Source organism: Curtobacterium sp. HSID17257, from assembly GCF_003989515.1.
Lineage (GTDB): Bacteria > Actinomycetota > Actinomycetes > Actinomycetales > Microbacteriaceae > Curtobacterium.
Map to the genome: position 1 here is coordinate 1 of NZ_RBLU01000097.1, position 12544 is coordinate 12544.

At 70.0% G+C, this 12544-nt stretch carries 9 protein-coding genes and 2 pseudogenes; 4 read left to right on the plus strand and 7 right to left on the minus strand.

What is annotated here, in order from left to right; all coding sequences use genetic code 11:
- Positions 1-202 (plus strand): annotated as a pseudogene (locus D8M35_RS17100) (hypothetical protein); the annotation flags it as partial.
- A gap of 35 nt (positions 203-237) precedes the next feature.
- Here the strand turns inward: D8M35_RS17100 and D8M35_RS12835 are convergent.
- Positions 238-840, minus strand: coding sequence for a GNAT family N-acetyltransferase (locus tag D8M35_RS12835; protein ID WP_126892211.1), 603 nt, complete (start codon positions 838-840; stop codon positions 238-240).
- Positions 837-1259: a helix-turn-helix domain-containing protein gene (locus D8M35_RS12840; RefSeq protein ID WP_126892212.1), complete on the minus strand. Its 423-nt coding sequence runs from the start codon at positions 1257-1259 to the stop codon at positions 837-839. The genes D8M35_RS12835 and D8M35_RS12840 overlap by 4 nt, the downstream gene beginning before the upstream one ends.
- 109 nt (positions 1260-1368) lie before the next feature.
- Between D8M35_RS12840 and D8M35_RS12845 the strand changes: the two genes are divergently transcribed.
- The 3 genes from D8M35_RS12845 (at position 1369) to D8M35_RS17300 (ending at position 4094) form a co-directional block, all read left to right on the plus strand.
- Positions 1369-2250 (plus strand): oxidoreductase, encoded by an 882-nt coding sequence (locus tag D8M35_RS12845; protein WP_126892213.1) that lies wholly within the window; start codon positions 1369-1371, stop codon positions 2248-2250.
- A 414-nt stretch (positions 2251-2664) separates the two neighbouring features.
- Positions 2665-3159: an SLATT domain-containing protein gene (locus D8M35_RS17295; RefSeq protein ID WP_126892214.1), complete on the plus strand. Its 495-nt coding sequence runs from the start codon at positions 2665-2667 to the stop codon at positions 3157-3159.
- Positions 3156-4094, plus strand: a complete 939-nt coding sequence (locus D8M35_RS17300) for a hypothetical protein (RefSeq protein WP_369333551.1) — start codon at positions 3156-3158, stop codon at positions 4092-4094. Before D8M35_RS17295 ends, D8M35_RS17300 begins: the two co-directional genes overlap by 4 nt.
- A gap of 210 nt (positions 4095-4304) precedes the next feature.
- On the opposite strand, the pseudogene D8M35_RS17220 reads toward D8M35_RS17300, so the two are convergent.
- From D8M35_RS17220 to D8M35_RS16635, 5 genes and pseudogenes are all read right to left on the minus strand, one after another.
- A pseudogene (locus tag D8M35_RS17220) lies at positions 4305-4556 on the minus strand (NUDIX domain-containing protein); the annotation flags it as partial.
- A complete protein-coding gene (locus tag D8M35_RS12860) occupies positions 4472-5821 on the minus strand; it encodes a hypothetical protein (RefSeq protein ID WP_126892216.1) in 1350 nt (449 codons plus the stop codon). The gene D8M35_RS12860 and the pseudogene D8M35_RS17220, both read right to left, overlap by 85 nt.
- Before the next feature lie 133 nt (positions 5822-5954).
- Positions 5955-7319 carry a replicative DNA helicase gene (gene dnaB, locus D8M35_RS12865; RefSeq protein ID WP_066657525.1) on the minus strand — a complete coding sequence of 455 codons (1365 nt, stop codon included), beginning with the start codon at positions 7317-7319 and terminating at the stop codon, positions 5955-5957.
- Positions 7320-7744: 425 nt separating this feature from the next.
- Complete coding sequence (locus D8M35_RS12870) at positions 7745-12202, minus strand: FtsK/SpoIIIE domain-containing protein (RefSeq protein ID WP_126892217.1); 4458 nt, start codon at positions 12200-12202, stop codon at positions 7745-7747.
- Positions 12202-12544 (minus strand): hypothetical protein (locus D8M35_RS16635; protein ID WP_202976557.1); only part of this gene is annotated, 343 nt, incomplete at its 5' end. The genes D8M35_RS12870 and D8M35_RS16635, both read right to left, overlap by 1 nt.

The window sequence follows — 12544 nt, forward strand, 5'->3', positions numbered from 1 at the left end:
TGCCGAACTCGTCGCTCCCGGTCATGGCGCAGCGGCGGAGCTGGAGTGGCAGCTGGAGCGGATCGACGACCCGGTGCGGGCTGCGCTCCGCCGCCTTCCGCCGCTCGGGACGGACCGGTCCGGGCCGCTCGGGGCGGGGCTCCTCGCAACGGGCGCGCTCGGAGCACACATCGGGAGGATCCAGGCCGCACTCGCCCAGTAGCGCTCGCACGGCGCACGGGTTCGCGCTACTGCTCGTCAGACCCGCTTCCGCGGGACGCCGCGGTCTGACAGCGCAGCTCTCAGAGCAAGGGGGGACCGACGGACCCACCGTTCCTCGTCCAGGCCGGTCCCCGGGTCGAGCTGCGGCGCACCGACGGGCACGAAGCCGTGCCTGGAGTAGAAGCGTCGAGCACGCAGATTGACCGAGAACACGAGCAGGTGCGCGTCCTCGCCGCCGGTCGCGGCCTCCAGGAGGTCCGACGCCAGCCCGGTCCCGTGTGCGACGGGATCGACGTACAGCGTCGCCAGCTCGAGGTCGGGCAGGTCCTCCTGCGCCGAGGACGCACGCGTGGTGCTCGCCACTCCGAGGAGGCTCCCGTCGGACGACTCGGCGACGAGCACCTGCCGCACACCGGAGCGGATGCGCTCCGCCCAGCGGTCGATCCCGGAACGGACGGACCGGGCCTCGAGGAAGGCGTCCGGGACGATCCCGCGGTAGGTCTGCTCCCAGGCCCGCACCTGGAACCGCCCCACCGCGTCGGCGTCACCGACGCCGGCCCGTCGGATGTGCGTCGCCGCACCAGGGGCCGCCGGCCTGGAGGCGCGGTACCAGCGGCCATCGCCGCCCGCGTCCGTCATCGGGTCGCGTCGAACGCCTGCTGGTGCGCCGCGACCTCGTCACGGTGCTGCTCGGACCACGTCTTGAGCTGTCGGACCGTCCGGTGCAGCGACAGCCCCAGTGCCGTCAGTTCGTAGGTCACCGTGACGGGGACGGTCGCCGCGGCGAGCCGGGACACCAGACCGTCGCGTTCGAGGGACCGGAGCGTCTGCGACAGCATCTTCGGGCTGACCCCCGCGAGGGTCCGCGCCAGCTCGGAATACCGCATCGGCCGGGGCTCGCCGTCGCAGTCCGGACCGCTGCCGAGCGCCGACAGCACGAGCGTGACCCACTTGCCGGAGACCCGGGCGAGGAGCTGCTGACTGGGGCAGGCGGCGAGGAAGGCGTCGTACTGCACCTTCGCCTCGGCCTTCTTCTGGGCAGCCGTCGTCGTCGCCATCGCGTCCCTCCCGGGTACCTACGCACTTCTGGGTAACTCCTTCCCAGCGGGAAGCAGCACCTCAAGACTGATCGACGACACCACGTCCCACAAGCCCCGGAAGGCGACCATGCACACCACCTCCACCACCTCGACCGGACTCCCCGGCGGCACCTGGACGCTCGGCGACCGCACCGTCACCCGCTTCGGGTACGGCGCGATGCAGCTCACGGGCCCCGGGGTCGCAGGGCCGCCGAAGGACCACGACGCCGCGATCACCGTCCTCCGTGACGCCGTCGCGAGCGGCATCACGCACATCGACACAGCCGAGACCTACGGTCCTCGCGTGGTCAACGAACTCATCAAGGAGGCCCTGCACCCCTACGCCGCGGACCTGCTCGTCGCGACGAAGGTCGGCGGTCGGCGTGACCCCGACGGCGGCTGGCCCGCGGCCCGCGAGCCGGACGAGCTCCGCGCACAGATCGACGACAACCTCGACCAGCTCGGCGTCGACGCCCTCGACCTGGTGCACCTCCGCCTCGGGGACGCGAACGGACCCGTCGCCGAGGACATTGGCGACGCGTTGGCGACGCTCGTCGACCTGCAGCGACAGGGCGTGATCCGCCACCTCGGGGTCAGCAACGCCACGGCAGACCAGGTCGCGCAGGCACGCTCCAGCGCACCGATCGTCTCGGTGCAGAACATGTACAACCTCGCGAGCCGGTGGGACGACGCCCTGATCGACGACCTCGCCACCGACGGCATCGCCTACGTCCCGTTCTTCCCCCTCGGTGGCTTCAGCCCGCTGCAGAGCGACGCCCTCTCGGCGGTCGCGACGCGGATCGGCTCGACGCCGATGTCCGTCGCCCTCGCGTGGCTGCTGCAGCGATCGCCGAACATCCTCCTCATCCCGGGCACCTCGTCGGCGCAGCACCTCCGCGAGAACATCGCTGGTGCCGGGATCGAGTTGTCCGAGAGCGACGTCCGCGAGCTCGACGGGATCGTCGGCTGATTCCTGCACGACGTGCGGTCACGGTCTCCGCTGCCCCCGGTGAAAGGAGCAGACAGCACTTCACGAGCACGGTCGGTGCCGGCGCGGTTCACCTGACCGAGAGCGCGAAAGCAGGTCGGTCGGTCGGTCATTCCAGCGGTGCTCATCGTGATGTTCCAGTGCAGGGTGGGGCGACGGCAACACGTCGGCACAGGGCGCCTTCACCGGAACCTGTTGCGGACCACCCATCCGGACAGTGCTCGGCGCAGCCCTTTGAAGACCCCCTTCCGACTGCCGGGCGTCCGGTTGACGACCGGCTATCGATACGGCCAAGTGGCGGCCTGACCACCTCATGCAGGTGGTCCGCGAGAGAATCAGTACGGCCTTGCAAACCGGCGGACGGAGGGGCGGCTCTTGACGAGTGACGATGGAGGAGTGCTCGCTCAGGTCGGCGCGGAAGCGTCGCGTCTTGAGGAGAACGCAATGTTCGGTCAGCAAGGCAACTTGGAGGCGGCAAAGGGTTGGAGCTTGGCAGGGTGGTCACTCGGCAGTGTGATCGCTGCTGGAAGTGCTGTCGGAGGAGTGCTGACCTTCGCTAGTGGTGAGCTGCAGTACGTAGGAGGTGCGCTCGCCCTAGTCGCGGCGGCTGCGACGGGCGTGCATGGGACGCTGAGGCCGTCCCGACGATCTGAGCGCGCGAGGATGGCAGCAGTGCAGTTCGGCGCGGTGCGTGATCGCGCACGTCGGCTGCGAACGGTAGATGTGGTCAGCGGCGATGACGTCGATGCCTTGCGGCGCCGGCTGGATGCGGTAGGGGACGAGCTCACAGCAGCGAGCCGGGCAGCGGATCCCACGCCCCGGTGGGCGTACTTGCGGGCGAAGCGCAACATAGAAGTCGAGCACGGCCAGGCGCATCGAGTCGACCAATGACGTCTGCGAGCGGATACTTGGACGAGCAGATCCGAGCGATGACTCCGTCTCCGGCAGATCGGTCCGCCGCGAGCGCGAACCGTTCGTCGATCGAAGCAGCGGTGAAGGGGGAACTGGACGCGTTCCGGATCTTCGAGACCGGCTCCTGGTCACATGGGACGGCGGTGGTTTGGAGCGACGTTGACTACTTCGTATCCATGCGGCACGTTCGACCGGCGCGAAGCTACGACGATCTGGTCAGGCTGAGGCGAGCTCTCGCTGATCGGGTTGGCTACCGCGCTCGATCTGTCACGATCCGCAGACCAGGAGTCACCATCGACTGGTCCGATGGACCTACTACGGAGATCATCCCAGCCCACATCACCTCCGATGACGACTACTGGATCCCGGACCCACAGGGCAGTGGGTGGATCAAGTCCAACCCGGCGAAGCACAACGAGTACGTCAACGAGTCCAGGGACAAGGTTGCGCGCGCAAAGGAGTTCGTCCGGCTGGTCAAGCTGTGGAAGTACCGGCGGAGCGTACCTATTACCTCCCTGTACCTTGAGCTACGCGCTGCGAAGTATCTGCGGGAGCACCCACCGTTCCACGTTGTGTACGACTTCGCGGGCTTCTTCCGCCACCTCGACTCGTTAGGGCTGGCCGCGATGAACGACCCGAGCCGGTTCGATGGTCGGAGGATTCCCGCTGCGAGCGACTCGTCATTACCGGCAGCTCGCAGCGCTGTCACTAACGCACGAATCCATGCCGATTTTGCTACTTCGTATCTGGGTTCGAATGACCCCCCTGGCAGTCGGTCATCTAGCCAACATCGTCGGCTTGTACTGACTCTCCTCTCACGACTCCTGCGGCGCTCGGTCAAGGTCGACGCGCGCTGGGTAGCGTCGGAGTTCCGATGCGCTCGCGCGTCCGTGCATCGATCAGTTACCGGATAGCGTCGCGCAGCCGTTGATCGACCCACTCGTGATGATCGAGCTCACTGAGCTCGGCGAGAGTCACCTACTGGATCTCGAGCACTTTGTCTTCGTCGATGGCAAACGCCGCGGCATCGAGTGAGCAGAGGTATGCCACCGCCATGTGCCCGACGTGGTCACCATTGAGGTGAGTATTCTCGAGAAGGGTGCCGCCGTAGCACCGATGATCCGGACGGTGTCGCTGCCGACGCCGAGCTCTTCTCGCACTTCGCGCTCTAGAGCGGCGCGTGGCTCTTCGCCGGGTTCGACGCCGCCACGCTGCCTACAGGGGCGGCGGTGCTTTGCCCGCCGCCGCGGGCGGGCTCCTCCTCGTCTGTCGTCGGAACGGCGCCGCGTTATCACTTCACTACGGTCGCCCGTGGCAGGAGCTGACCGTCGGCGAGCACTGACGACGTCGGGCCGAGCTGAACCGACCCGTGCCATGCGTCAGCGCGGTTGGAGGCAGTGATGTGCACCTCCGCATCCCACCGCGTGGAGGGCACATCTCCGCTGATTGTTCCGATTCCAGTTACCAGCAGCACCGAGTCGGTCTTCTCCGTCTGCCCTGCGTGGATGCTCTTGATGGTGAAGGTCACTTCTCGCCGGTCACTGCTGATCGAGAAGAGGTCGAAGTTGGCTCGGAGCGCTGCGCTCGTGTGGTGTTGCCAGTCGATGTTGTCCTGGAGCGAGGCGAAGACGCTATTGCTCGGCGGCTTGGGCGGCCGTGGCATCTGGCCGAGATCGTCGTTAGCGCCGAAGATGAGGACCCCATCGGGCGTCGTGACACGAATCTCGAGTTCCTGGACCGCTGTCCGCGAGTTGTTCGTGATGGCCAGCTCGAACGGTGCCGGGTGCCGCTCGACTGCGGTGCGGATGGCGTGCGGCTTGAGTGCGGCGTCGAAGTCGCGGAGGTACTGCACCCGTTCGCGTTCGTACCGTTCCCGCTCCTCCTGAGGCGTCGTGTTGACCTTCAACGTGGGGAACCCGAAGGGGGTGGACGCCGGCCCGCTCGTCACGACCGCATAGGGAGGGAACGCTTCCTCTTCTTCGGTCTGGCGCTGTTTCACCGCCTCGTCGGTGACCTGGATCACCTGCACCGCGCCGCTCGGAGTCGCGACAATGTCGTCGATGGCTTCAACGCTCGGCTGGCCGGCGAGGAGCCGCCGTTCGAGTTCACGGATGTCTGCGACGGTTGCGGGTTCAGTCATGGCGTGGTGGCGCACGAGGATGGTGCCCTTGTCGTGGCCACGCTCGCCCCGCTGGTCTGATTGGTAGCTCTTGCGCAGCGGATGGATCCGGTCCCCGTCGGCTGGCGCTTCGACAGTGATGACGAGGATGTTCTGCCCCTCGTACGTCACCTGCTGCGGCGACCAGGACGGCCCGTCCTCGCCGGTGTACGCCTCGATCTGCGGCTGCAGGTCGGCGTAGTCAATGGAGGGCATACCGATGACGTTGTGCGGTTCCATGCCGACCACCATGTAGCCGAGACCGCCGAAGGAGCGCCCCGCTGCTTCGACGGCGCGGTTGCCCATGCCGAGGATGCACTTCGCAATGGCGAACCGCCCGGAAGCCTTGTTGAGCTCGAGCGGGCGCTTCCATTCGACGGAGAACGACTCATCGCCGGATTCCGCTCCGTCGATCGCTTCGAGGAGCGCGGTCAGTTGTGGAATCGTGCGTAGGGGTCGGCCGGGGTCGATGTTGAGCGCCACAACCCCATCTTGGTGTGCAGGGCCGACAGGGCGTGTTCAACTTCTGTCGCCGTTCAACTTTTCCGTCTCACTGGAAGGGACCATCTCCTAGGCGGAGAGACCATCTAGTTGGGACACCGACAACAACACCCGCCTACTGCGGCATGTCGACGAACCGCGAGAACATCCCGTGGAACGCCACCGTGATGGTGTCCGTCGGCCCGTTGCGGTGCTTGGCCACGATCAGGTCCGCCTCACCCTGACGCGGGTTGTCCTTCTCGTACGCCGACTCACGGTGCAGCAGGATCACCATGTCGGCGTCCTGCTCGATGGACCCCGACTCACGCAGGTCGGAGATCATCGGCTTCTTGTCGGCACGCTGCTCGGGGCCACGGTTCAGCTGCGACAGCGCGATGACCGGCACGCCGAGCTCCTTCGCCATGAGCTTCAGTGCACGCGAGAACTCGGAGACCTCCTGCTGACGGCTCTCGACCTTCTTGCCCGAGGTCATCAGCTGCAGGTAGTCGATGACCACGAGCTTGAGGTTGTGCTGCTGCTTGAGCCGGCGGCACTTCGCACGGATCTCGACGAGCGTCATGTTGGGGGAGTCGTCGATGAAGAACGGGGCATCGTTGATGCGCCCGCGGGTCTGGGCGATCGTGGTCCAGTCGCGGGAGTCCACGGTGCCCTTGCGCATGTTCTGCAGCGGCACGCTCGACTCAGCGGACAGCAGGCGCATCGCGATCTCGGCGCGGCCCATCTCGAGCGAGAAGAACGCGGCCGTCTGGTCGTGCTTGAGCGCGGCGGCGCGGCACAGGTCGAGCGCCAGCGTCGACTTTCCGAGCGCGGGGCGGGCGGCGACGATGATGAGCTGCCCGGGGTGGAAGCCGTTCGTCAGGGCGTCGAGGCCGCTGAACCCCGTCGGCACGCCGGTCATCTGCCCGTCGCGGCCCTTGGCGGCCTCGATCTCGTCGATGGCGGCACCGATGGCGTCGGTCAGGGGCACGTAGTCCTCGGTCTGCACGCCGCCGGCGACGTTGTAGACCTCGGCCTGGGCGCTGTTGACGAGGTCGGTGACCTCACCCTCGGACGCGTAGCCCATCTGCACGATGCGGGTGCCGGCGTCGACCAGACGCCGGAGCACGGCCTTCTCGGCGACGATCGCCGCGTAGTACCCGGCGTTCGCGGCGGTCGGCACCATGCTCGTGACGCTGTGCAGGTACTCGGCGCCGCCGGCTCGGGAGAGCAGTCCGGTCTTGGTCAGCTCGTCGGTGACGGCGATGACGTCGGTCGGCTCACCGTGCGAGTAGAGCGACAGGATCGCGTCGAAGATGACCTCGTGCTTGGGGATGTAGAAGTCCACGCCGCGGGCGGTCTCGATGACGTCGGCGACGGCGTCCTTCGACAGCAGCATGCCGCCGATCGTCGACTGCTCGGCGAGCAGGTCGTGCGGCGGCGTCCGTTCCGAGCCCCGTTCGGACAGGTCCTGCGGGGACGGATCGAGATGCGCGATCGACACACGGACTCCCTCTTGTCGTGACGGTGCGGACCTCGGCCCACACCGGCTTTCCTACCCCGGACGACCGACATCCCCTGCCTCCGCCGAGTCGCTGGGCCAAGCTACGGGGACAGAGTTATCCCCAGCAAACAGCCCTGTGGATAACTCTGTGGAGACCATGTCGAACACGCCGGGTCTCCATGTGCACAACTGTGGACGAACATGTGGACAAGATGGTCCTCGAATGCATGTTCGATCACTTGACCTGGGCTTTTCTACTACCTACGGTGTGTGGAGAACCGTGCTTCAACTGCACCTTGAAGGTTGGTGGATCGGAGCCCTCACTGTGCACAACGACTTGACAAACCGGCCTCCTGTGGGGACCGTTCTCGGGCCGCTCCCAGCATCGGCAGCGCGCCGCGAGGAGTAACCAGCCAGCACCTGCCTCAGCCGACCAGCGCGCCGGACTCGGTCCCTGCCCGCGGCCACGCCTGCGTCCCCGCCCGCGTCCCGGCCGGCACCATCGGCACCTGCAGCGTCGACGCCAGCCCGGTCCCCAGGTGCACGAGCGCCGATCCGGGCTCGATCCGCGACGAGATCGACGACCGCGCGATGCGCACCCCGATCAGGTCCCCGGCCAGAGTGTCCTGCGGTGACAGCAGCGCCCCGCGACGGTTCTTCTTCGCGTCGACCTGCCACCCGCCGAACCCGGCCGCGAGTCCCGTGGTGTTGCCCCCGAGCAGCATGCCCTGCCCGTTGTCCACCGCGGCACGACCCCAGTCGCGCAGCCATCGCGCCGCCGAGCAGTCGATGAGCAGCTCGCCGTCGTCCACGACGAGCACCAGGGGAGCGCCGTCCGGCGCGAGCACGGGTTCGAGCTGCTCCTGCGTGACGTCGTCCCCGCTGAACACCGCCCGCACACCGGGCAGCCCCTCGAGGTCCCGCACGGGTCCCGGTCGCGGCGCGAGCACGACGAGCGACGTCCCGCCCGCCAGGAGCGACCGTGCCATCGCGGCGAGCATCGTGGAGCGGCCGGACCGCGACGGCCCGGCGACCACGAACGTGCCGCCACCCGTGCGCAGGTCGACGGTCTGCAGCTCCATGTCGTCCCCGCCGACCCCGGTGACGGCGACCATCGGGGTCGGTACCGGAGCGGACTCGAGCGCGAGCGCGGTGTCGAGGTCCAGGTCCTTCGGCATCGCGTCCACCCGGAACGGACGCGGCGACGGCGGGACCGGCGAGGTGGCGCGGAGCTCCGCGGCGAGGTCCCGCACGGCGGTGGTCTGCCCCTGGCCGGACACGTCGGTGCCGAGCGTGGCGAAGTGCACCTCGGTGCCCGAGTCGGCGCGGAACCCGCGCCCGGCCGGGATCGACGCGGGGAGCTTCCGGTGGTTGATGCCGCCGAGCGAGTAGTCCAGCCGGTCGGTCAGCCGGAGCACGATCTTGTCGTCGGTGAGGGTCGACATCCGCGACGACAGCAGCGACCGGTCGCCGGCCACGACGACGTGGATCCCGGCGGCCGCACCGTCGCGGAGCAACGACTGCACGGCGTCGGTGAGCGCTCCGCCGTCGACCTCGCCGAGCGAGGTCGTGAAGTTCTCCCACCGGTCGATGAGCACGAGCACGTGCGGCAGCCGCTCGCCCGGTGCGGCGAGGAGACGCTGCTCGGTGATGTCCGCAGCCGACGCCGCGGCGATCAGGTCGTGCCGCCTGGCGGTCTCCCGCGTCAGCCGGTCGATCAGGCGCGTGGCGCGTTCGACCTGCGTCCGCTGCACCACCGCACCGCAGTGCGGCAGCTGCTGGAGCGACGCGAGGGCGCCGTTGCCGCAGTCGATCGCGTACACGTGCAGGTCGGCGGACGACAGGGAGCGCGCCGCCGACGCGGCCAGCGTCCGGAGCGCCGTCGACCGACCGGACCCCGGCGCGCCGACGACGAACTGGTGCGTGAACCGCGCGAGGTCGACCTCGGCCGCGCGCTGCTCCTGGGTGTCCGGCAGGTCCTCGAGTCCGACGGCGAAGCGGAGGGCGTCGTCGGTCGACGACGTCTCCCGGCGCGACCCGACGGCGGCGGACGCGACACCGGCGAGCGGCAGCAGCTCCGGCAGCGGCGGCAACCACGGGCTGTGCACCCGTCCGATGCCGAGCCGGTCGCGGGCGTCCCCCATCGCCTGCACCAGGATCGACAGGTCCGTCGCGGCGGTCGCCTGGTCGCTGCGCGAGGGTCGCGTGGGTGGTGCGGTGGCGAAGTCGCGCCAGTCGAGCACGCGGACGAACGGGAGGCCCGTGGCCGGGTCCTCCTCGCCGGCCCACCGACCGCCGACCCGCGCCGACTGGAACGGCACCACCGACGAGTGACCGAGGCGCGCGAACGCGCGCCCCGGCACGCTCTTCGGGATGCGTGCGGCGTCGGCCACGTCGATGACGTCGGTACTCTCGCCGGAGTCGGTCATGCGCAGCGCGACGCGCAGGTTGGTGTTCGCCCGGATGTCCGGACCGACGACACCGCCGGGGCGTTGGGTGGCCAGGATGAGGTGCACCCCGAGCGACCGGCCGCGCTGGGCGATGCCGATGAGCCCCGCGACGAAGTCGGGCAGCTCGGTGACCATCGCCGCGAACTCGTCGATCACGAGCACGAGCCGCGGCATCTGCTCGCCGGCACCACCGCGGGCGAGGTGCGCCTCGTGGTCCTCGATGTCCTTCGCGCCCGACGCAGCCAGGATGTGCTCGCGTCGGGTGAGCTCGGCACGCAGCGACCGGAGCGCACGTTCGACCAGGTGCTGGTCGAGGTCGGTGACCAGCCCGACGGTGTGCGGCAGGTCCGAGGCGACGCTGAACGCCGCTCCGCCCTTGTAGTCGACGAGCACGAACGTCATCCGGTCCGGTCGGTTCCGCAGTGCGAGCGAGGCGACGAGGGTCTGCAGGAACTCGGACTTGCCCGAACCGGTCGTGCCGGCGACCAGGCCGTGCGGGCCGTCCTTGACCAGGTCGAGCTCGAAGGCGCCGTCGATCCCGATGCCGACGACCGCGGAGGTGCTCGTGCCCGATGCTGCCCAGCGTTCGGCGACGCTCGATCCGTCGGGCTGCGGCAGGTCGACCACGTCGAGCAGTCGGGCGGCGTCCGGCACCAGGCCGTCGCCGTCGGACCCGCTCGTGTCCCGGAGCGGCGAGGTCCCGCGTGCGACGTCGTCGTACCAGTCGTCCGCGACCCGGTCGGCGAGTACGAGCTCGACCGGTGCGGACAGCTGCCGACGGAGCACGAGCTCGGTGGGGCTGCGGTGGGTGACGGTGGCGACGCACTCCTCGGGGAGCTGCCACTCCTCCTCGTCGATGCACACGAGGCGGATGCCGCACGCGGGTCCGTCGCGCAGGAGCCCGACGACACCCGGCATCGCGCGGAGTCGTCGGGCGCCGTCGAGCACCACGACGATCTCGGGCGAGAAACGGGTCCGGTTCATCCCGTTCTTCTGCCGTTCGGCCCGGCGCTCCGCGAGCACCTGGCTGAGCTCGGCCAGGCGCCGCCCGATCGTCTCCCCGTCGGCGCCGATCAGCGCCAGGGCCTCCTGCCCGCCCGTCGGCCGCACGTGCGGCAGCCAGAGGGTCCACGCCCAGGCCGGCACGTGCTGCTGCGCCGTGAGCACGACGAACTGCACCTCGCGCGGGCTCTGCGTGACGGCGAGCTGCCCGAGCACCCAGCGGCCGAGCTCCCGCGGCGAGTCGCCCGCGCCGGCGATGCCGAGCACCCCGACCTCGGCGAGCGGCACCGTGACCGGGACGCCTCGGGTGACCCGGGGTGCGTGCGCGAGTCCGTCGAGGTCGCGGTCGTCCACCACGGTGACGGTCGACGGCAGGTCGCCCGTCCCGATCCGCACGTGCAGGTGGTCGCCGTCCGAGGGCCGACGCTCCCACAGCCGTCGACCGGGGGTGGTCGCGACGACCCGCAGCGACGCGGCGTCGAGCGCGGACGTCCGCCGCTGGTCCCGCTGGTCGAGCACGGCCTGGTCGATCGCCGTCTCGAGCGCGGCGACCCGTTCGCGGTGCTCGGCGAGCTGCTTCCGGTGGCTCTTCCTGCCGGTGCGCCGCGAGCTGATCGTCTGGCCGATGACCATCATCGGGGTCATCGCCGCGAAGAGCAGGTAGAACGGCGACCGGAACACGGTCGCCATCACGATGCCGAACATCGCCGGCACGAACACCATGATCCACGGGATCGCCGAGCGCTGCGGCGCCACGGGCGGCTTCGGGATCCGGAAGTCGGTCTGCAGGAAGGGCGGGAGCAGCCGCGGCGGCCGGTTGAAGTCGAGCTGGCCGGAGTCCGGCGGGCGCAGCAGCATCCGGTCGACTACCTCGACGGGTCCGACGCTCAGCACCGTGTCACCGAGGCGCACGAGGGCGCCGGCCGGCCAGTCGCGCCACTCGACGGTGACCGGGTCGCCCTCGAGCGTCGGGGTGGGACCGTCCGTGGGACGCTCGCCGTCGTCGTCGGTCGGGGTGAGCCGGACGGTCACCGATCCGTCGAACGCGGTCCGTGCCTCCAGACCGGTCCGTCCGCCCGCGGCGGCACCGACGGCTGCCGCGCCGTCGTCGGCGAGGGCGATGCGGACGGTCCCCGGTGGCAGCCGGCGCACGCGACCCGCGTCGACCCCGCCCACGACGAGCAGGTGCACGATGCCGTGCTCGGGCTGCGGCCGCTCGGCGCCACCGACGTGCAGGACGGCGCCGTCGACCAGCCCGCTGCGCGCGAACGGCACGTCGCCGTCGGGCGCCCCCTCGGGCACCGGTCGTCCGCCGGTGCGACGGACCAGTGCGTCGACGACGGTCCGCATGGGCGTCTGCCCGGCGGCGTCGACGAGGACGTCGGAGTGCTCGCCGGTCGCGTCGTCGACGACCGTGACGACGACGCGCATCAGGCCTGTTCCCGCACGTCGGCCGGCAGCGCTTCGTCGGCCGACGCCGCCGGGTCCGCCGGGACGGACCGGCCGAGGGCCGCCCACTGCAGCGTCCCGAGCTCGTCGGACACGTGCGTGCCGTCCCGGCGCGCCTCGACCGTCCAGCGCGCGAGCGGGTGCGGTGCGGCCGAGACGCACGCCCAGCGGCCGCCCGGCCGCTCGATCAGACGCGCGCGCGCACGCCCGTCCGCACCGCCCGGCACCCCCGCCCCGACCACGAGGCCCGCGGTCGCGTCCGCCGCCACCGCCCCGCCCGCCCCGTCCCCCGCACCGGCCGCGCCCCCGCCGCCCCGCGAGCAC